The organism is Archangium violaceum (assembly GCF_016887565.1).
In the GTDB taxonomy this organism is placed as follows: Bacteria; Myxococcota; Myxococcia; order Myxococcales; family Myxococcaceae; genus Archangium; species Archangium violaceum_B.
The window spans coordinates 12,003,796-12,023,731 of record NZ_CP069396.1 but is presented as its reverse complement, the minus strand read 5'-3'; the positions used below and the strand labels follow the sequence as shown (position 1 = coordinate 12,023,731).

Sequence of the window (19,936 nt, the reverse complement as noted above, 5' to 3'; positions counted from 1 at the left end):
GACAGACGAGCGCCCGCTCGGCTCGTCGCTTTGGCCGCGGAGCTCGAATAGCCACTCGCCGGGCGTCCTCCAGGCTCCGCCGGCTGAAGTGCTCTTCTTCGATTCCGTGCTATCGGGACCCATGGCTCCGTCCTCCTCTCCGTCCCTTGCTCCCGCCCCATCTCCGTCTCCCGCTCCGCCCACGACCATCGACGAGGTCATCCAGCAGGCCAATGACATCATCGACCAGTCGCTGCGGAATCCTTCGCGCATCGGTTACTTCACCGCGCTCTACGAGCGGGTCACCGTCAACGTGAGGCGAGCGCTCATCGCGGGCAATGTCTTCCAGGACAACGCCCGCATGGCGCGGCTGGACGTGGTCTTCGCCAGCCGCTTCCTGGCCGCCTGGAATACCTGGTCCTCCGGTGGCACTCCGACGAAGTCGTGGAAGATGGCCTTCGACGCCCTGGATCAGGACTCCCCGTTGGTCCTTCAGCACCTGCTGCTGGGGATGAACGCCCACATCAATCTGGACCTCGGCATCGCCGCGGCGACCGTGGCGCCTGGTCCGCAGCTGGCCGCGTTGAAGGAGGACTTCCACCGGATCAACGCCCTCCTGTCGCGGCTCGTCGCCGTGATTGAAGTGGAGCTCGGCGAGGTCTCTCCCCGCTTGAAGCGCCTCGAGGCCATCAGCCCCGATGGGGAGAACGCGGTGTTCAACTTCGCGATGGATGCCGCGCGCGAGGGAGCCTGGTTGCTGGCCGAGATCCTCGCGCCGCTGCCCCAGGAGAAATGGGGGCCCCTCATCGAAACGCATGACCAGGTCGTGGCCGACCTGGGCAAGCTCATCCTCCACCCCGGAGCGCTGGCGGAGGGGTTGATCGCGTGGATCCGCGAGGCCGAGTCGAAGGACGTCGCCTACAACATCCAGGTGACCGGCGGGTAGACTCACCCTGGAGAGTCAGGGGCCTGGGCCGGCCACCTTGGCCACCCACCACCGCAGCCCCACGAAGAGGAAGCGCCAGTCCTTCAGGAACTCGGGAGGCTTGCGCTCGAAGGCGTGGCCCACGAACTGGAAGGTCCAGCCCACCACGAAGAGACCGACGGGGAGCTTCCACAGTCCCGGGACGAAGGGCGAGGCGACCGCGAACGGCACCGAGGCGGCAATCATCGGGATGCCGAGGGTGTGGCAGAAGCGGTTGACCGTATGGGTGTGGCTCTTCGAGTACTCAGCCACCCACTCCGCCGACGTGCGATTGCCGAGCATGCGCTCACGCTAAGCACGGCCAGGGAGGACAGGAAGACCGCGCCTGGAAGCTCGGCTGCTCCACGCGTGGCCAGGGCAGCCGGAAGCCCACACCCGCGAAGAGCCCGGGCCAGAGATGCACGGGGCGCCCTCCCACGTCCAGGCGTTTCAGGAGCGGCAGGTAGCCGGGGGCCGAGCTGTCGAACCTGCCCGCGTTCAAGGTGGGGCCCACGTGCAACCACAGCCCCTCCCGCACCTCCCAGCGCACGGGGAGCCGCACCTGAAGCACCCGCGCCACCGTGCTGGCCGGAGCCAGCCGCCAGGCGTGGGTGTAGACGAGCTCGGGCGAGAAGGAGACGCGCGCTCCCACGGCCACGCTCGTGCCCAACCCCGCCAGGGCCGAGGGACGTGGCCCCTCCAGCCCCATCAAGCCCACACCCACCAGGGAGTACAGCCCGGGAGTCCCCGTGCGCCAGGCGACCTGGAGCGGCACGGTGTCGTTCGCCCCTATCTCCCAGGAGGAGGGGAAGCCCGCCACCCAGTTCACCAGTCCCAGGCGGAGACCCCGCGGTGTTCTCGACACATTGACGAGGCCCAGTTGCACTCCGGCCAACTCGTCCACGACGTTGACGAGCCCCAACTGGAGGCCTCGCATCTTCCGGGCCTTCGTGAAGGAAGCCACTTGCAGGCCGGTGTGCTCCGTCTCCGACCAGGCGAGGAGACCCGCGGCCTGCATTCCCTGGAGATTCCGGATGTAGGCGGCGCCCCCCGCGAGCTGGATTCCCTCGAGCGTGCCGTCATTCGTCATGAGCGCTCCAAGTCCGCCCAGCTGGAGGCCCACGCTTCCGGGTGACCTCCTCCGATACCGGAAGTCCTTCACCCGGGAGAAGAGACTCGTGTCCGACTCCCCGAGGATCGCGAGCCCCGGAGACACCTGCAGCCCGAAGAGCGAGTGCTGCGCCATTGCGCCAAAACCGCCCACCTGGAGACCCGTGACGTCACTGCCCGCCGCCGCGAGTCCGAGCGCGACCTGCCCCCCCCTCATGGAGGTTTCCACCAGGGCTCCGCCCAGGGCGGCCTGCACGCCCGAGAGCAGGTAGGGATGGTCGATGACCAGTCCGAGCGACAGGAGGTTGTGGACGTAGGGGCCCACGAATCGCTGGTTGGTGGAGAGAGCCGGCCACAAGGAGACATTGACGGGAAACAGGACGGGTCCCTCGGGGCCCGCCGAGTCCATCCTCCACTCGCTCCACGTCTGCGCCCGAGCGGAAGGAACCCCGCCCAGCACGAGCAGCATGACGCCAAGAGCGAACCCGCGAGGCCAGCGTCCTGTCCGTACCGTTGTCATCCCATCCACCATACAGCTCGCGGGGGTGTAGTTCCCGCGGCCCAGCAGCAGCAGGCCGGAGTCACACACGCTGCCCACCTTCGGGTTGATGGCCATCAAGTCCTCACCCGGCTCCATCTAATGTGGACACGGCGAGCAACAGCGCCATGCGCTCCAAGGTCCATGGAGCCGAGGCCACCGCGGTCCAAGCCGCCGTTGTCAGCGCTGATGCGCAACCGGGCAACACGGTCTTGTCCTGGGTACCCGCGGGGGCACCGCCAAGCCAAGGGATCCTGTTGCTGTCTTCAAGGATTGTAATTACTCCGGGGTCTGGGGCGCGGGCTTCTGGATGGGTCGCTACAAGCTGAGCGACCTCGATTGCAACTTCACCAGCCCGGGGATCAATCTCCCAGTGGGTAGCTACAACGAAGAAGCCATGCGTTCCCTGGGTCTGAGCCCTGATGTCATTTCATCGCTGCAAGTGGCGGACGGGTACGAAGCCGTTCTGTACGACGGCGGTTATTTCGACCAGGCCTCCTACACGACCGGCACCAACAGTTGTCTGGTAGGCGCGGGCTGGAACGACAAGGCGGCCTCGCTCATCGTCAGGAAGAAAGCCGCCGTCAAATAGAGGGTCAGGACGGCAGGTCCTGGGGGGGTATGTTACGAAGGGGTCATGTCGAAATCCTCTTCCATGCGCCCTCTCGCCGTGCTGGTGGGTGTCCAGCTGCCCGGCGTCTCGGATACCGAACACGCCGCCGACCTCGCCGAGCTCGGGCGGTTGGTGCACACCCTCGGCTACGAGGTCGCCGGGACCGTGACCCAGCGTCGCGAAAGCGTTGCGTCGGGGACGGTCCTCGGTACCGGAAAGCTCAAGGAGCTGGCCAGTCTCACCGGGGGGCGTGGCACCGTGCCTTCGGGGGCGCAGGAGCGAAAGTCGAAGGCTCGCGAGCGCTGGGAGGCGGGAGAAGAGGAGACGGGGGAAGGGGAGGCGGGAGAGGAGGAGACGGGAGAGGAGGGCTCCGTGGAGGAACCGGCAGCCGAGGCCGACGAAGCGCAAGCCGCGGCACTGCCCACGGTGGTGGTGGTCGACCATGAGCTCTCGCCCAGCCAGCTGCGCAACCTCGAGCGGGCCACCGGCGCACAGGTGCTCGACCGCACCGGTGTCATCGTGGACATCTTCCACCGCCACGCGCGGAGCCGTGAAGCGAAGATGCAGGTCGAGCTCGCACGGCTCAACTACCTCGCCCCGCGCCTGCGCGAGTCGACGGGGAGCCGTGAGCGCCAACAAGGTCGGGGTTCCGGTGATTCGGCGGTGGAGCTCGATCGTCGCAAGATTCGCGACCGGCTCGCCGAACTGCGCGAGGGGCTCGCGGCCATCCAGCAGGACCAGGAGCACCGGCGCTACGCCCGGAGGGAGCAGCTGCGGGTGGCGCTGGTCGGGTACACCAACGCGGGCAAGTCCTCGCTCATGCGCGCCCTGACGGGCAGCGAGGTGCTGGTCGCCGATCAGCTCTTCGCCACCCTCGACACCACGGTGCGGGCACTGCAACCGGAGACCCGTCCAAGGGTGCTGGTCTCGGACACCGTGGGCTTCATCCAGAAGCTGCCACATGACCTCGTGGCCTCCTTCCGTTCGACACTGGATGAGGCACTGGAAGCCTCTCTGTTGCTCTACGTGGTGGATGCCTCCGACCCGACCTGGGAGGCCCAGCTCGAGGTCACCCGCGGAGTGCTCCGAGAGATCGGAGCGCAGGGCGTCCCGAGCAGGCTGTTGTTCAACAAGGCGGACCGGCTCTCCCCCGAGGCTCGGGAGGCCCTGCTCCAGCGGCATCCCGAGGCGATTGTCCTCTCGGCACACTCGCCGGATGACGTCGCGGCGCTCCGCCAGACCGTGATCGAGTTCTTCGAGCGCTCCATGGTCGAGGCGGACCTGGTGATTCCCTACGCCCGCCAGGCGCGCATCGGCGAGGTATACGAGAATGCCCGGGTCCTCTCCGAGTCCTTCGACGAGAGCGGCCGGCGGCTCAAGCTCCGAGCGCTCCCAGGGGCGATGGCCCGGTTGACCCGAGCCTTCGAGACGTGAGGCACGAACACAGGATGGGCTGAGCGGACTGGCTCGAGGCCCTCATGCCTCGGATGGGAATGGCCGGCGGGGAGGTAGGTCTGTTGGCTGATTCAAAATTGGCATCATCTTGATGGAATTCGTTTTAAGTATTTGCCGTATGGGGGATGGGGGGGTGGCCTCGGTGGAAGTGTTGGGGCATTTAGGGATGGAGGTGTGGGGGGCTGCCTTGCTCAGGATGAAATTGGAAAAATGGGTCGGATCGCAGGATTGGACCATGTACGGCATGGTCTTTTCCGTATTTCTCATATGGCGAATCGGCGCGATTGGGGGCTGGAGCAAGGGGTGTTGGATCCTGCTGGCCGTCTGTCTGGTGGGAGTGCGCAAGGACCAGAGCGACATCGACTGGACGCGGTTCTTCGCCTTCGGGATTCCGCTCCTGGGCGTGTTCTACTACTTCTACGGAGCCGGAAACGCCTTGTGGTGGGAGTTGGCGAACTGGATGTTCCAGAACAACAAACATCCCTTGCATTGGGATGAGCTCATGCAGGCGATTCCGCTGAATACCGGCGCCTGGGCCAGGACGCTCAGCAGCAAGGCTCTGGATGAGTTCATGGTGTGGGTCTACAGCTACAGCTTCGTGGTGTCCCTGTGGATCTGCATCGTGCGGAGCTTCTGGACGAAGAGCGTCAAGAAGATGCTGTCCTACGCGCTGTCCGGTCACCTGCTGCAGTTCCCTCTGATATTGCCTTTCTACAATCTGATTCTCCTGCGCGAGGTCTGGTATGTGAACAATCAGCCGGATCTGCTTCAGCGCCAGTTCACGGATGAAAACGCGCTGCTCGTCAACGTGATGAACTGCTTCCCGAGCATGCATACGTCCATCGCGTTCGCGATGCTGCTGCTGGCCCGACGGGAGAAGGATGGGGTCTTCAAGACGACGATGGTCGCCTACTGCGTCTCCATCATCTTCTCCACGTTGTATCTACAGATTCACTGGGTCGTGGATGTGCTGGCCGGTATGGCTTTCGGTTTCGGAGCCGTCAAGCTGGCGGACGGGTTGATTCATGTCGTGTCGGCCCGGCTCGTTCCGGCGAGGCTCAAGGCCATCTACGAGGGCAAGCCGGTCGAGCACAAGACGGATGGGGGCCCTGTGGAGGGTGGAGAGCTGGTGAAGAGGGGCGGAGGAGGGACGCGAACGGAACCCACCCGGGCTGTGCGCCAGGCCGGTGGAGAGGCCATGCAAGCGCACTAGCCGGCGCGATAGCGCTCCAGCCAGTGGGCGTAGGGCGCTGGCAGCGCCCAGGAGGGCTTATCCACCCCAAGCTTCTTCGCCGCGGCATAGGGCCAGTGCGGATCGGCGAGCAGGGGTCGGCCGAGCATCACGAGGTCGATCTTTCCCTCCGCCACCAATGCGTTCGCGGCCTCCGGGTCGCTGATGTACCAGCTGGTGGCGTTGGGCAGGCCGGTCTCGGCGCGCACGCGCCGGGCGATGTCGGCCATGAAGCTCGGGGCCCAGGGGATCTTCGCCGCGGGCGTGGAGAAGCCCATGCTCACGTCGATGAAGTCCAGGCCGGCGGCCTTGAACCTCGAGACCAGGTCGATGGACTCCGCCAGCGTCTCTTCGTCCCGGCCGTCGAACTCGAGCACTCCGAAGCGGGCCGAGAGCGGACGGTCCTCTGGCCAGACCTCGCGCACGGCGGCCAGTGTCTCCACCAGGAATCGGCCACGGTTTTCGGCGCTGCCGCCGTACTCGTCCGTGCGCTGGTTGGAATGAATGGAGAAGAAGCTCTGGGCCAGGTAGCCGTGGGCGAAGTGGAGCATCAGCCACTCGAACCCGGCGTCCCGGGCCCGCTCGGCGGCCCGGACGAAGTCGGCGCGCACCCGCGCGATGTCCTCGCGCGTCATCTCACGGGGAGCCTGGGGCAGGTTGCCGCCGAAGGCGATGGGCGAGGGGGCGATGGTTTCCCAGCCCCGCGGGTCGCCAGGCGCCATGTGGTCATCGCCTTCCCAGGGGCGGTTGGCGCTGGCCTTGCGGCCGGCGTGGGCGATCTGGATGCCGGGGACGGCGCCGGCGGCCTTGATCGACCGGACGATGGGGCGCAGCGCCTCGGCGTGCGCGTCGGTCCAGATGCCGAGATCGGCCGGGGTGATGCGCCCCTCGGGCGAGACGCTGGTGGCCTCCACCACCACGAGCCCCGCGCCGCCGCGGGCGAGCGAGGTGTAGTGCGGCCCGTGCCACTGGGTGACGAGCCCGTCCTCCGCGGAGTACTGGCACATGGGCGAGACCGCGATGCGATTACGCAGGGTGACGCCTTTGAGGGTGAACGGCTCGAACAACGCTGGCATTGGCGACTCCATCCCTAGATGAGGAGTCTTCCCTAACACCGCATTGGTTCGAAATCCATCGAACTATGCGTCCGGTCGCGAATCGTGCGAAAAGCGCACGGTGAAAGCCTACAAGCACCCGGCCATCGAGGAGGTCACGGTTGAGCAGCTCCTTCACGCCCTGAGCGACCCCGTGCGGCTCGGGATCGTGCGCCAGCTCGCGGCAGAGGGGGAGGCCAGCTGTGGCGCCTTGGATGGCGGTCGGCCGAAGTCCACCATGTCGCATCACTTCAAGGTGCTCCGCGAAGCCGGCCTGGTGTGGACGCGCACCGAAGGCGTCGTACACATGAACGCCCTGCGCCGGGCGGAGCTGGACCGGCGATTCCCCGGTCTCCTGGATGCGCTCCTGCGAGCGCCCTCGAAGACCGGGGCGTGAGCTGCACGGCTGGTCCCTCGCGGAGGGGGACGCCATGAGCCAGGAGCCGTGCTCATCGAGTCAAACCTTCAGCCCGCGCGCGAGCCATAGCGCGAGGGCGGGAAGCAGCACCATCCCCGCGAAGAGCAACAGGAACGCTGCTGCTTTCATCGCCGCGGCCCCCACCGCCGCATAGCTGGCGCAGACGCCCAGGTTGGAGAGGGCCGCGAGTGCGAGGAAGCGGCGCAACGGCATCCGGCTCACTCCCGCGAAGACCACCGACGCCTCCGCCAGCACGGGGACCCCACGAAAGAGCAGCAGGTACCAGTGGCCATAGCGCTCGGAGGCCCGCGCCACGCGCGCCAGCTCGGTCTCGCCCGCCAACCGCCGCAGCATCGCCGTGCCGGCCCGTGCCCCGAGCAGATAGCCCAGTCCGCAGCCCACCATCGTCCCGGCCCATGAGGTGAGCAGGCCCCACCAGAAGCCCAGCCCGGCACCCGCGGCGGTGCTGACGAGGCTGGAGGGCACCGGGAGCAGGATATCGCTCGCGAGCAGTCCTCCCAGCAGGAGCGACCACTGCCACGCGGGCCAGGGACTTCCCAGCAGCCCGCGGGTGGCCGCTTCCAGTCCGTCACCCAGCAAGGCGAAGGGCACCAGGATGGCGGCCAGCAACAGGCCGCAGAACATCACCCACCCCTTGACCGCGCTCCGGGGAGTTCCGTGGGAAGCGCGAGTCGTGTCCTCGTGCACCACCGTTCTCCCCTTCAGAAACCAACACCCAGCGAGAGGCTCGCGCTTGGCTGGAAGCGGAACTGCGGCACGGTGAGCCGCGGTGCGTAGTGGAAATACGCCCCGCTCACCCCGATTTCGCTCACGAATTCGACACCGCTCGCGGTGGGGAAGAGCAAGCGCAGCGAGGCTCCCACCTCGGGTCCGGCCGTCTCCACGCCCGTGGCGCCCACCCCGGAGAATTGGAAGCCGCTGCCGTCTTCACCCACCTGCAGCTCCGCGAAGCCGAGGCCTAGACGCGGCTGCAGCCAACCGATGGCCGTCTTCCAGGACGTGAGCTTCAGCCACGAGCGGAAGTGGGCAATCTCCGGCTCCGGGTCGTGATGCAGGAAGCCCGAGCCCGTCCCGCACCCCTCGAAGGAGAGCATCTCCAGGGGAGAGAGCTCCAAGCACAGGGAGGGGCGCCGGCTCGAGGTGGAGGCACCGATGCGCACGTTTCCGTAGTTGCGCGGAGCCGTCTCCTGGGTCTTATCGCTGACGTCGATGGGCTCCGCCGCCCACACCGGCCCCCCCATGAGGACAACAGCAGCCAGGGCCGTTCTCATGTCGATGCACAGCAGCCTCATCGGGCCTCCTGTCTGGGGCATGGACGGCTTCTCGCGTTGTATCACTGTCTCAGGACTCTCCGTGAGCCTGAATCACGAGCCAGGCTGGGACCCGGGAGGCCCTGGAAGCGAGCTCACCAGGACGCGTAGGTCGACATCTTCGAGGCGTCGTCGATCAACCCCAGCTTCTCGGCGAGGCGCCAGGCGGACTCCTGGAGACCCAGCCGCCGGGCGCTCCGGTCCATCCAGCGCAGCGTCTGGAAGATGGGGTAGTTGCAGGCATCCCGCCACCCGGTGGGTGCGGCGAGCCAGTGCCGCGGCTCCGAGCTCCAGAACGAGGTGATCGTCAGGTTTCGCCCTTCCCCTTCCGCCGAGTGCCACCAGCCGACCGGGATGTAGAGCAGCTCCCCCGGACGCAGGACGACTTCGAGGGGGGTGGCCTCCTTGAACTTCGGGTACCTCGGGTACAGCTCCTCCCGGGACGCCCCATCCAATGGGAGGGTGCTGAAGTTGAACCGGGGCGAGTACCAGGGATGCGGGTAGATGCGCTCCGTCTGAGACGGTGGGTAGAGGAGCAACCTCTTGGTGCCCAGCACCTGCACGGCCACCGCCTCGTTGCGGGGGTGGTAGTGCAGCGTGGAGAAGGAGTCCCGCCCCACGAAGGCCACCTGCTTGATGATGCGCTCGGGCGCCACCAGCCCGAGCTCGCCCAGGTCCCCGAGCAGCTCGGGGAAGACCGTCCGCACGGGGGACTCGGCGAGGTAGTACTTGCGGTGCTCCTCGCCGTTCATCCGCTCCAGGTACTGTCCGAGCGTCATCGGAGTGAAGGCCCACATCGCGGCGCGGTTACCGTCCGGGTAGACCTCGACCTCGACCTCGCGCTGGCCACAGCGCTCCCGCAGCGAGTCCCAGGTCCAGGAGCGGAAGGCGGCCCAGTGCGTCAGGGCCTCGGTGAGGACGACGGGGGTTCGCGCGAGGAAGTCCCTCTCGAAGTCCTGGCGCGAGAGGGTCTGGAAGCGGGGGGCGGAGGCGCTGGGGGAGCTCACACCCGGAGATTACGATTTCCCCGGGTTCCTTGACCAGCGCACCTCCGCGGCCGCCAGCCTGGATTTCGACGAGGCGCTCGCCGCGGCGAAGACCTGGAAGAGGGTCAGACGCTCGGCCGCGCCTCGATGATCGCGAAGCCATTGACCAGCTCGATGGTTCGCGTCAGCTCGAGCCCGGCCTGTGCGAACAAGGCCTGGAACTCCTTCGCGGTGCGCTCCTTGCTGCCGAACATCGTCATCATCGTCAGGTCGATGAACATCTGCAGACCCGACAACCTCCGCTCCGGAAGGAGCTGTTCGATCAGCAGCAGCTTGGAGTCGTCCCGCATCGCCTGGCGACAGCTCTTCAGGATGCGCACGGCCTGATCGTCCGCCCAGTCGTGGATGATCATCTTCATCATGTACAGGTCATGACCTGTGGGCACCGACTCGAAGAAGCTGCCGCCGAGCCACGTGCAGCGGTCGGCCACGCCACTCTTCTCGAGCGTCGCCCTGGCCTCCTCGATGACGGGCGGCAGCTCGAACAGCACGCCGCGCAGATGCGGGTGTGCGTTCAACACGTGAACGAGGAATGAGCCCTGACCACCCGCGACGTCGACGACTGTCTTCACCTTCGAGAAGTCATACCGCTCCGGTACGACCTCGGTGCCGCTCATCGCGGAGAACGACGTCATCGCCGTGTTGAAGACCGCCCCGTGTTCCGCGTGCCTGGACAGGTACTCGAAGAAGGGCTGTCCGTGGGCTTGCTCGAACCCGGGCTGACCCGTCTTGACGGCATGAGGGAGCTGCGCCCAACCCCGCCAGAACCACTCGGAGTCCACCAGCATCAGGTAGCCCCGTAGCGAGTCTGGCACATCCGAGCGCAGCGTCTGGGACAGCGGCGTCAGCTCGAAGCGTCCGTCCTCCGTTTCAGCGAAGACGCCAACACTCGAGAGCGTCCGCAGCAACCGGCGAAGGGCGTCCTCATGCGTCTGCGTGTCACGGGCCAGCTCGGCCGCCGTCTTGGGCCCGTCCTTCAAGAAATCAGGGACGCGCCATTTCGCCGCCGTGTGGATGGCCTGGGGCAACCAGAAGGCTGTGATCATCTGCAGCATCGCGCCCTGCGGTGATGTCTCTTGCTGTTCCAGCTTTTGCATACCCTGCTCCGTCTCCGGTGGTCATCCGGGTGACTGGAGATAACACCGCGAGCGGTGGCAGGCTGTGACGTCGTATCGGCTCAGCGCATCGACATCTCACCATACTCCCAGGACCACGGCACGCCGGTCTCGCCGAGCAACTGCCTCACCAGCCCTGGAAACAGTGCCTCGGCCTTCACATCGTTGGCCAGCAGCACGACGCAGGCGCGGCGGCGCTCGACGCAGACCCAGGTGTTGCCGGTGGCGTCGTCATGGCCGCCCTTGAAGAAGCCGCGGCCCTGCGGGCCGTCGAAGACGATCACGCCCAGGCCGGCGGCGAGGTCCGGGCGCCGTTGTGCCGGCGCCAGTTCCGGCTGGAGGGTGGGGAACTGGGTCGCGGTGGTGATGGGCCATTGGGCGCGAACCATCTCCGCGCGGCTGCGCGCCGACAGGCCCTCCCCGCGCATGAAGCCGGCGGCGAAGCGGGCGAAGTCCTCGATGGTGGTGTCCATCGAGCCGGCGGCGCGCACCTTGCTGCGCTCGTCGTGCGGCAGCCACTGGCGGTCCTCGGTGATGCCGTCGGCGAGATTGGCCGCGAAATCCGGCCGCCACATCATGCTGGTGTTGCGCATGTCGAAGCGGTCGAACACGCGTCGCTGCATCTCGCTGCCAAGGTCCAGGCCGAGGCCCTTCTCCAGCACGAACTGCAGCAGGATGAGGCCCTCGCCGGAATAGGCGTAGCGGCTGCCCGGATCGAAGTGGAAGCGCAGCTTGCCGTCCGGCTCCAGGAAGGCGAAGTTGGCGAAGCCGGACCGGTGGGTCAGCAGGATGCGCGGCGTCAGGTCCTTCCAGCGCGGATCATCCCGCAGGTCGGGCCAGGGGCCGGAGCGCGGGTCGCGTGGATGGTCCGGCAGCGGGCGGTCCAGGTATCGCGCGATGGAGGTGTCCAGGTCGATGCGGCCCTCGTCCACGAGCTGCATCACGGTGTAGGCGAAGACCGCCTTGGTCAGCGAGGCGCCGTACATCACGGTCTCGGTCTGCAGCGGCTGGCCGGCGGCGTTGCGCTGGCCGTAGCTGCGGACCGTCTTCACCTGGCCGTCCTCGATGAAGGCCAGCGCCAGCCCCTCGAGCTCGCCCGAGGCGACGGCGGCCCGCACGCGGGCATCGGCCGCCTCGATGTCCGGTGTCGGGGATGATGACGGGGTCGGCGGCGCGGACGGCGGCATACGGACGGTCGGAGCGCAGCCCGCGAGGGCGCAGAGCAGGGCGAGGGTGTTCCAGCGTGCCATGGCCATGGGCATAGCGCATGAGAGGGATGGGGGCACTGTTCTCGTGCGGCCAGCCGAGCAGGAGCGCTACCGCGCCTCGGCCAGCCAGCGGCGGACCTCGTCGACGTACTCGCGTGGCAGCGCGTGCCCGCTGTCGAAGGCCTTGCGGGCCTTGTGCTTGCTGGGTGCGGCGTCGAACAGCGCCTGGTTGTTCTCCGCCGTGGAGAACGTGTCGCGCGCCGCCGTCAACAGCAGCCAGGATTGGTGGATGCCGCCCATCCGATTCACGGGCGCGGCGTCTCCCAGCACGGGGTCCACGTGCGGTGGCACCATGGTCACCAGGTGCGTGACGCGCGGCTCGCGTGAGGCCAGCAGCAGCCCCACCTGGGCGCCCATGCTGTAGCCGGCGACGAGCACCCGCGGCGGCTTGCTCCCGGCGAGCACCTTCGCGAGGAGCGCCTGCGCATCCCGCACGGTGTCCACGATCATCGCCTGGTACGGCGCGGTATCGCCCGCATGCGCGCGCTTCGCGAGCTGGCCGGGACGCGCCTCGGGTGTCGCCCGTTCCCCATGCCGCCTCGCGTCCAGGATGTAGACCCGGTAGCCGGACTTCAGCAGGTGCTCCGTCAAGGCCCCGCCATGGGTGGGAGGCGCATCCGCCAGCCAGTCCTCCTTGCTCCGGGTGAGGCCGTGCAGCAGGACGGCCACGGGCGGATTCGCCGCGTCCCCTTCCGGCTCCAGCACCTGCACGGGAATCCGTTCCCCATCCCCTGCCTGGACCTCCATGGGCATGGCGGGGCGGGCGGCGTGGGCCGCGGAGGTGGACAGCAGCCAGAGTCCCAGCAACAGCGAGCGCATCATCGTGATACTCCTTGCGGAAGAAGGGGCACCGACACTGCCGGCGCGCGGGTCAGCCACGCGTCAATTCCCGGTTGACGTTCAGCTGACGCGGCCGCGGTTATCCTTCCCGCCATGCGCGTGCTCGTCGTCGAGGACCATCGTGACCTCCAGGCCAACATCGCGAGGTTCCTGGAGCCGGACTTCGTCCTCGACTTCGCGTCCACCGGCCCGCAGGGGCTCGCGCTCGCGCTGGCCCACACCTACGACGTCATCGTGCTGGACCTGATGCTGCCTGGCATGAGCGGCATCGAGGTGTGCGAGCGCATCCGGCAGCTCGCGCCACGGCTCGTCCCCATCCTCATGCTGACCGCCCGGGACACGCTGGAGGACAAGCAGGAGGGCTTCCAGGCGGGCGCGGATGACTACCTCGTCAAGCCCTTCTCACTGCGGGAGCTGCGCTGGCGGCTGGAAGCCCTCGCGCGCCGGCCCGTGCCTCCGAGCGGACGGCGGCTCCAGGTGGGCGGCCTCACGCTGGCGCCGGAGAGCGGCCAGGTGCGCTGCGGCGAGCGCACCGTCCGGCTTCACCGCACCGAGGTCCTCCTCCTCCGGCTCCTGATGGAGGCCGCGCCCGCCGCGCTCTCGGCGGAGACACTGGCGCTGCGGCTCTGGGGGGAGGACGCACCGGAGTCGAGCGCGCTGCGGACCCACATCTACGCCCTGCGCAAGGCGCTCGCCACACTGGGACTCGACCATGCCATCACCACGCGACGCAACGAGGGGTACAGCCTGGATGCGAGCAGGTGCCAGACCGGTCCGTGACATCCTGCTGCGCGCCATGACGGTGTCCGCGGCGTTCGCGCTGGCACTGATGGGGGCGTTCTTCACGCTCTTCAGCTACGACCTCGAGGACACCCTCTTCAACCGGCTCGTCGCCGCCGAGGCGGACCGGCCCGCGCCGGGGCCCCTCCCCGGCCTCACCGCGCATGTGGGCCATGCCTCGTTGCCGCCCTGGTTGGGGGCGCGGCTGGCGGAGACGCTTCCCCGCGGCGAATACGAGGTGGCCACCGACGGCCATGGACACTTCCACGTCGCGGTCCGCCCCGGCGCGGCGGACGGGGGCTCCCGGTACGTCGTGCTCGACGTGACCGCGCTGACGAGCACCACCGCCCAGCTGCGGCGGACCTCCGGCCTGATGCTCACCAGCGCGCTGCTGGCGCTGCTGGCCGCCGCGCTGCTCGGCCTCCTCGTGGCCCGCCGCCTGGGCCGGCCGCTGGAGCAGCTGGTGGCGCGGCTGCGGCTTGAAGGCGCGGCGCTTCCCGACGACGATGGAGGCGTGGCGGAGGTGCGCGCGCTGCTCGACGCGCTGCGCGCCCGGGACGCGCGCATCCAGGAACTCCTGGAGCGTGAGCGGCGGTTCAACCGCGACGCCAGCCACGAGCTGCGCACGCCTCTGGCCGTGGCTCTGGGGGCGGTGGAAATCCTGGAGCTCGACCCGCCGCGAGACGCAGAGACCTTCGGCCGGCTGCGCCAGGCGGTGGACCAGATGGGCCTGCTGACGGAGGGCATCCTCTGGTTGGCACGGGAGGGCGGCGCGGAGGAGCGCTGCGACCTGCTCCACATCTCGCATCAACTGGTCGCGCGGTACGCGCACCTGCGGCAGGACGCCGCCGTGGAAGTCACCATCCAGTCCTCCGGGAAGGTCCTTGCCCCCATTCCCGCTCCGGTGGCCCTGGTGATGCTGGGAAACCTCCTCAAGAACGCCCTGGCCTACACGAGCGAGGGGCGCATCGTCATCGACATCGAGCCCACGGCGTGGACCCTCTCGGACACCGGCGTCGGCTTCGGCCGTGTCGAGCCCGGCAGGGAGGGCTTCGGCATCGGGCTGTCGCTGGTGGAGCGGCTGGCCCGGCGGTTCTCGTGGGGAATCTCCATCGCCACCCTGGAGCCCCGTGGCACGCGGGTGCGGCTGACCTGGACATCCGCCCCCGCCGCGTCGAGAGCCCCGGCATGACGCCGACGGCCGTTGAGGCGTTTTCTCGAGTGGCGCGCTAAACATCCTGCCCTCACGACAACCCCTGGGAGACGACCATGAAACATGCCTTGGTGGATCCACGTCCAACCTGGTTCGCCATCACGCGCCGCAATCTCCTGAGAGGCGCTCTCGCGGCAACCTTGGCGGCAAGCGTGCTCACCGCATGCGACAATGATGACAAGGTCACCCACTGGTACGGAAGCTGGAGCGCTTCACCGCAGGACTACAACGAGCCGTTCCCCGTCGCTCCACCTCCCAGCTTCTTCAACAACCAGACGATCCGGCAGGTTCTGCGAACCTCGGTTGGTGGCGATCAGGTACGCGTGCGCTTCTCCAACCTGTTCGGTACGAGCCCGCTCGAGATCGCTGGGGCACGCATTGCGCTCAGCGCGGGCGGCTCCAGTGTCAAACCGGCTTCTGACAAGGAGCTGCGTTTCAATGGGAACGCTTCCGCTACGATTCCGGCTGGCGGCGAGCTGTGGAGCGATGCCGTGGAGCTCGAAGTGGGGGCCGAGGAAGACCTGGCGGTGAGCCTGTTCCTCGCGACTGAAACCGCCGTGTCCACTGTGCACGCGATTGCCCTGCGGACCCACTACGTGGTCACCGGCAATGCCCTGTCCACCGAAACCCTCTCGGGTGCTGAAACACGCGGCTCGTACTATTTCATCTCGGGTGTTGATGTGCGGAGCAGCGCCAAGGCCAACGTGGTGGTGGCCTTCGGCGATTCCATCACGGATGGGGTGGGCACCACCCCGGACACCTCCCGCCGGTGGCCCGACTACCTGTCGCGCCGCCTGCGAGCGGATGGGAGTGCGGGCACCGTCAGCGTATTGAATGCGGGCATTTCAGGCGGCCGGATACTCACGGACGTGATAGGCCCCAGTGGCGTCAACCGCTTCGAGCGGGACGTGCTGAGCCAGACCGGGGTCACCCATGTGATCTTCCTGCTGGGCATCAATGACATCGGCCTGTCGGCATTCGTGCCGGAGCAGGAGGTGTCGGTCGAGCAGATGACCGCGGGCACGCAGTCGCTGATCGACAAGGCCAAGGCCAGGGGGATCAAGGTGCTGCTGGGCACGCTGCTGCCCTGGAAAGGGGCGAATGCAGGCGGTGTGCCCTACTATTCGGAGGCTGGCGAAGCCAAGCGTCAGGCCTACAATTCCTGGGTACGCGCCAACAAGACAGTCGACGGGGTGATTGATTTTGAGCAGGCCTTGCGCGATCCAGTCGACCCCCTGGCCCTGCTGCCAGCCTATGATAGCGGCGACCGCCTGCACCCGAGTGACAAGGGCGCCGAGGCCATGGCGAATGCGGTGGATATCCGCCTGCTGCACGACCCCTGAGTGGCCCCAGCTGGTCACGCCACCTCGCGCCTACCGGCGTGCCAACACGGCCCCTATCCGTCCTATACGCATGTCACGGGACTGACACAGTCCCCGCCTGCGGCGTGTCACCGGCGTGTGGTACTCGGGGGGCTCACCTGGAGACCCCCATGCAACTACGCACCCTCGCCCTCGCCAGCCTCGCCGCGCTCGCGGCCTGTACCAATGCCACTCCCGAGACCGCGGAGGAGACCGGTGTCAGCACCGCCGCGGCGACGGCCGCCCGCCTCTACGCTTCGGTGGGCGACAACGAGCTCAGCTTCGAGACGCTCGGCACCTTCGAGGAGCGTGATGGCGTCCGCGCCCTCATCATCCGCGCCACCGCGAACCGCTACCTCTCGAACGTCCTGAGCTTCGTCCCCGACGACGCCTTCGGGGACGCGAGCATCATCAGCGAGCGCCGGTTCGAGATCGTCCTCCACGAGGGCCACGAGCTCAACACCGTGCTCTCCGGCCTGCCGCTCTTCGTCCGCGTCGACACCTTCACGGGCACGCCGAGCTCGTACACCGCGCGCATCGTGATTGCCCCGCGGTTCTTTGACTTCCGCGGTGACAGCGGCATCTGGATCGACGAGGCGGTGAACCCCATCTACGTCGTCCAGGGCAACACCAACCTCCTCTATCGCGGCCGCGCCTCGGTGTCCGGGTACGTGGACTGGCTCTCCGTCACGGCGCCCGACGGCATCCCTCAGGTCTACGGCCGGCCCAGCTACCGCCTCGACTGGTCGTACCCGACGCTGCACCAGGCCATCGACCCGCACACCGTCCCGCTCACCTTCAGCGCGGGCGCCGATGACGGCGTGGCCATGCAGAAGACGGCGCGCCTCGTCGCGCGCGTGACGGAGCTCGCGGTCACCGATGGCGACGCCTACGACGTCTGGCCCAGCCCGGGCTGCGACCCCGCCGTCTACAACTGCTACCACTCACAGCCCGCGGGCACGACGGACTTCGGCCAGTGCGGCACCTACCGCCAGGTCCTGCGCTGCACGTACGCGAGCGCCTGCGAGGTGTCGCCCCTGCCGTTCTCGCTCACCGCCGCCGACGCCTCGTCCCTGGAGCCCGCGCGCGCGGCGTGGAACGTGGGGTCCACCCCCTTGTCCTGGTATGAAATCTCCTCCATCGCCGCCTACACCACGCCCGAGTGCCCGGCCCAGCCGGTGACGCTGCAGGCCATCGTGGAGCACCTCGGGGCGGATCAGTCCCTGCCGTCCTTCACTGACGGCACCGTCACGAACCGCGCGGGCCTGGCGCAGAGCTACTTCTTCTCCGGCGGCAAAGGCGCCGCGCTGCTCTCGCAAATCGATGCCTACGCCGGCGGCGGCGACGTCCAGGCCTGGTTCTCCGGGGGAGAGGTGGCCTGCCACAACTGCCACGATTTCAAGGAATGGGGCGTCCTCTACTACCCGGCCAGCCGCAAGGTCATCGTGCTCGACGGGCACCACGGCTACGACTCCTGAGCCAGCCCAGCTTGCGCTCGCATGTCTCTGGCTACAGTGCTCGCTGCTGACCGGGAGCCTGCTGAGCAAGGGCGGCATCGCCGACGACGTCCTGAAGGAGTCGCTGGCGCACCGGGCCCAGGACGCGTCCTGAGCCCCAGGTCCGCGGCGGGCTCCAGGCTTGGAGTGCCTGGAGCCGGCCCCGGCGGGAGCAGGTGCAACCCCACTCACTCGGCCCGCACGGTGTGGTTGCGGACCCGGAACTCGTTGTCGAAGTGGCCGCTCTTGAGAGACACCTTGCCGAGGTCATCGGTGGGGGGCGCGTCGGAGCGGAAGGCGAAGCTGTCGGCTACGAGCACCTCGCCGCCACCCGGAGGTCGCACCCAGACGCTGTACGTCTTGGCGTTCAGGTCCGTGCGCATTCTCACGTGGTACGTGGTGTTGGCCTGGTAGGGCACGCTCGCGAGCGCGGCGTACGCTCCGCCCCGGCGCACGTCGAAGAAGCCGCTCGGGTTCATGCGGAGGCTCATGGCCAGGCTCGAGTAGGCGGTGACGTTGGTCGAGGTGTCCGCGTAGCCGATGACGCCATCGATGAGCTTGCTGAGCGGCGTCACGTCGAACTCGACGATCCGCACCCCGGTGTTGCCGGTGCCCAGGCCGCGCACGCTCTCGGGGAAGCCGAGCGTCGAGAGCCACCCACCCTGATTCCACAACTTGAAGCGGCTCACCGCCTCGACGAAGTAGTAGTCCGAGTAGATGAGGCTCTTGTCGATGTCCTCTCCCGTGGGTTTGATGGCCGTCTTGTAGAAGGCCACGCCGTGCAGGAGGATGCCGGGGCCGCCGCCGGTGGCCGGGGCCAGGTAGGCCGGGGAGGCGAGGCTGTCGAGCGTCGCCAGGGCCGCGCTCTGGTAGCGCTGGGCCACGGCCGGGTCGCTGACATACCTGCTCAACTCCTGGAGCGCCGAGGCGACGATGGCGGCGGCCGAGGAGTCCTTCTGCTGCTGGTTCGCGGGTGCGTTGAAGTCCCAGTTGGGGACGAAGTCCGCGGGCAGCCGGGCCAGGTAGTAGTCGGTGACCTTCTGCGCGGCCTGGAGCATGCGCGGGTCCCGCGTGTACCGGTAGGCCATGGTGAAGCCGTAGATGGCCCAGGCCTGCCCACGGGCCCAGGTGGAGCTGGCGGAGAACCCCTGGAACGTGCCCCGGGAGAGGATGGAGCCCGAGGTGCTGTAATCCACCACGTGGAAGGTGCCGCCGTCGGCGCGGACCATGTCCGACGCGGTCTTCAAGGCATGACGGAGCGCCATGTCGTTCCAGGCGGGATTGCCTCCATTCCGGGCCCCCCAGAAGAGCAGCTCCAGGTTCATCATCGTGTCCGTGACCATGGGAACGTGCCAGGTCCCGTCGTTCCAGTCGCAGCAATCGATGACGCCCACCGTGGAGTTGAAGCGTCGGGCCAGCGAGCCCGCGGCCGTCAGCAGCACCTGCCGGTAGGCGTCATCCCCCGTGAGCCGGTACGCCTGGCCGAAGCTGGACATGAACTTGAAGCCCAGGTCATGGGTGATTTGACGGATATCGGGGTTGCTCTTCTGGAGCTCCAGGTTGCGCGTCCAGGCGTCCGCCTTGGTGCGCCAGAAAGGGTCTCTGCCCTGCTCGTACATGAGCCAGAGCTGGCCCGGGAAGAAGCCCTGGACCCAGTCGATGTTGGCGGTGTTGGGGACGAGTCTCCACGGGCCGTTGGTCGTGGCCTTGGGGTACTGGGTCGTTGGTATCTGCGGGTCCGAGGCCGTGGCGCGCAGCTTCTGCTGAGCGGCCTGGAGGACCCGGTCCGCCGCCGCGTCATCGAAGGCCCTGGCCGGAGCCGCCGCGAGCACGCCGAGACACCCCGTCAGCAGCAAGAGGAAGGCTTTCCCCCGGTTCCTCCAGAGCGTGTTGACTGGGAAAGACCTTCGTGACGCCCGGCCGGTCCGTAGCGAGACGGGCGCGGGCGCCATTTCCGGCACGGTCAGACCCTGCCCCTTGATGATTCGTTTCCTGTCCATGTCCTTCTCCTGGTGAGCCCACACGGGGGCATGGAGAAGGAGTGGGCTCCTCGCGGTTGTGATTTATTTTCATGAGTGCTCATG

At 67.7% G+C, this 19,936-nt stretch carries 19 protein-coding genes; 9 read left to right on the top strand and 10 right to left on the bottom strand.

Annotation, left to right across the window (positions count from 1 at the left end; genetic code table 11):
- Positions 1 to 121: 121 nt before the first annotated feature.
- Complete coding sequence (locus JRI60_RS47965; RefSeq protein WP_204222777.1) at positions 122 to 925, top strand: DUF5995 family protein; 804 nt, start codon at positions 122 to 124, stop codon at positions 923 to 925.
- A gap of 15 nt (positions 926 to 940) precedes the next feature.
- Here JRI60_RS47965 and JRI60_RS47960 read toward each other — a convergent pair whose 3' ends face one another.
- On the bottom strand, positions 941 to 1,246 hold the full coding sequence (locus tag JRI60_RS47960; protein WP_204222776.1) for an Mpo1-like protein: 306 nt from the start codon (positions 1,244 to 1,246) through the stop codon (positions 941 to 943).
- A 4-nt stretch (positions 1,247 to 1,250) separates the two neighbouring features.
- Positions 1,251 to 2,522 (bottom strand): LA_2272 family surface repeat-containing protein, encoded by a 1,272-nt coding sequence (locus JRI60_RS47955; RefSeq protein ID WP_204222775.1) that lies wholly within the window; start codon positions 2,520 to 2,522, stop codon positions 1,251 to 1,253.
- Between the two features lie 379 nt (positions 2,523 to 2,901).
- On the opposite strand from JRI60_RS47955, the gene JRI60_RS47950 reads away from it, so the two are divergent.
- The 3 genes from JRI60_RS47950 to JRI60_RS47940 all read left to right on the top strand — a co-directional run bounded on the left by JRI60_RS47950 (position 2,902) and on the right by JRI60_RS47940 (position 5,872).
- Positions 2,902 to 3,183 (top strand): hypothetical protein, encoded by a 282-nt coding sequence (locus tag JRI60_RS47950; RefSeq protein WP_239470161.1) that lies wholly within the window; start codon positions 2,902 to 2,904, stop codon positions 3,181 to 3,183.
- A gap of 45 nt (positions 3,184 to 3,228) precedes the next feature.
- The gene (hflX, locus tag JRI60_RS47945) at positions 3,229 to 4,638 is read left to right on the top strand and encodes a GTPase HflX (protein WP_204222774.1); all 1,410 of its coding nucleotides are present in this window, start codon (positions 3,229 to 3,231) and stop codon (positions 4,636 to 4,638) included.
- Positions 4,639 to 4,750: 112 nt separating this feature from the next.
- Positions 4,751 to 5,872: a phosphatase PAP2 family protein gene (locus tag JRI60_RS47940; RefSeq protein ID WP_239470920.1), complete on the top strand. Its 1,122-nt coding sequence runs from the start codon at positions 4,751 to 4,753 to the stop codon at positions 5,870 to 5,872.
- On the opposite strand, the gene JRI60_RS47935 is transcribed toward JRI60_RS47940, so the two are convergent.
- On the bottom strand, positions 5,869 to 6,966 hold the full coding sequence (locus tag JRI60_RS47935) for an NADH:flavin oxidoreductase/NADH oxidase (protein WP_204222772.1): 1,098 nt from the start codon (positions 6,964 to 6,966) through the stop codon (positions 5,869 to 5,871). The two genes, JRI60_RS47940 and JRI60_RS47935, sit on opposite strands and share 4 nt — an antisense overlap.
- Positions 6,967 to 7,066: 100 nt before the next feature.
- Between JRI60_RS47935 and JRI60_RS47930 the strand changes: the two genes are divergently transcribed.
- Entirely contained in the window at positions 7,067 to 7,381 is a 315-nt protein-coding gene (locus JRI60_RS47930) for an ArsR/SmtB family transcription factor (RefSeq protein ID WP_204222771.1), read from the top strand.
- 60 nt (positions 7,382 to 7,441) lie between these two features.
- Here the strand turns inward: JRI60_RS47930 and JRI60_RS47925 are convergent, their stop codons facing one another.
- From JRI60_RS47925 to JRI60_RS47900, 6 genes are all read right to left on the bottom strand, one after another.
- A complete protein-coding gene (locus JRI60_RS47925) occupies positions 7,442 to 8,110 on the bottom strand; it encodes a TVP38/TMEM64 family protein (protein ID WP_239470160.1) in 669 nt (222 codons plus the stop codon).
- A 14-nt stretch (positions 8,111 to 8,124) separates the two neighbouring features.
- The gene (locus JRI60_RS47920) at positions 8,125 to 8,715 is read right to left on the bottom strand and encodes a hypothetical protein (protein ID WP_239470159.1); all 591 of its coding nucleotides are present in this window, start codon (positions 8,713 to 8,715) and stop codon (positions 8,125 to 8,127) included.
- A gap of 113 nt (positions 8,716 to 8,828) precedes the next feature.
- Entirely contained in the window at positions 8,829 to 9,740 is a 912-nt protein-coding gene (locus tag JRI60_RS47915) for a cupin-like domain-containing protein (RefSeq protein WP_204222770.1), read from the bottom strand.
- A gap of 104 nt (positions 9,741 to 9,844) precedes the next feature.
- Positions 9,845 to 10,876 (bottom strand): methyltransferase, encoded by a 1,032-nt coding sequence (locus JRI60_RS47910; RefSeq protein ID WP_204222769.1) that lies wholly within the window; start codon positions 10,874 to 10,876, stop codon positions 9,845 to 9,847.
- Between the two features lie 80 nt (positions 10,877 to 10,956).
- A complete protein-coding gene (locus tag JRI60_RS47905) occupies positions 10,957 to 12,144 on the bottom strand; it encodes a serine hydrolase domain-containing protein (RefSeq protein ID WP_239470158.1) in 1,188 nt (395 codons plus the stop codon).
- Between the two features lie 66 nt (positions 12,145 to 12,210).
- Positions 12,211 to 12,984, bottom strand: coding sequence for an alpha/beta hydrolase (locus JRI60_RS47900; protein WP_204222768.1), 774 nt, complete (start codon positions 12,982 to 12,984; stop codon positions 12,211 to 12,213).
- A gap of 111 nt (positions 12,985 to 13,095) precedes the next feature.
- Here JRI60_RS47900 and JRI60_RS47895 point away from each other — a divergent pair, with 111 nt between their 5' ends.
- From JRI60_RS47895 to JRI60_RS47880, 4 genes are all read left to right on the top strand, one after another.
- Positions 13,096 to 13,782 carry a response regulator transcription factor gene (locus JRI60_RS47895; RefSeq protein WP_204222767.1) on the top strand — a complete coding sequence of 229 codons (687 nt, stop codon included), beginning with the start codon at positions 13,096 to 13,098 and terminating at the stop codon, positions 13,780 to 13,782.
- Positions 13,754 to 14,974, top strand: coding sequence for a sensor histidine kinase (locus JRI60_RS47890; protein WP_239470157.1), 1,221 nt, complete (start codon positions 13,754 to 13,756; stop codon positions 14,972 to 14,974). Before JRI60_RS47895 ends, JRI60_RS47890 begins: the two co-directional genes overlap by 29 nt.
- Positions 14,975 to 15,051: 77 nt before the next feature.
- Positions 15,052 to 16,338, top strand: a complete 1,287-nt coding sequence (locus tag JRI60_RS47885) for an SGNH/GDSL hydrolase family protein (RefSeq protein ID WP_239470156.1) — start codon at positions 15,052 to 15,054, stop codon at positions 16,336 to 16,338.
- A gap of 149 nt (positions 16,339 to 16,487) precedes the next feature.
- The gene (locus JRI60_RS47880) at positions 16,488 to 17,834 is read left to right on the top strand and encodes a hypothetical protein (protein WP_204222766.1); all 1,347 of its coding nucleotides are present in this window, start codon (positions 16,488 to 16,490) and stop codon (positions 17,832 to 17,834) included.
- A 206-nt stretch (positions 17,835 to 18,040) separates the two neighbouring features.
- Here JRI60_RS47880 and JRI60_RS47875 read toward each other — a convergent pair whose 3' ends face one another.
- Entirely contained in the window at positions 18,041 to 19,852 is a 1,812-nt protein-coding gene (locus JRI60_RS47875; protein WP_239470155.1) for a glycoside hydrolase family 88 protein, read from the bottom strand.
- Between the last annotated feature and the right edge of the window lie 84 nt (positions 19,853 to 19,936).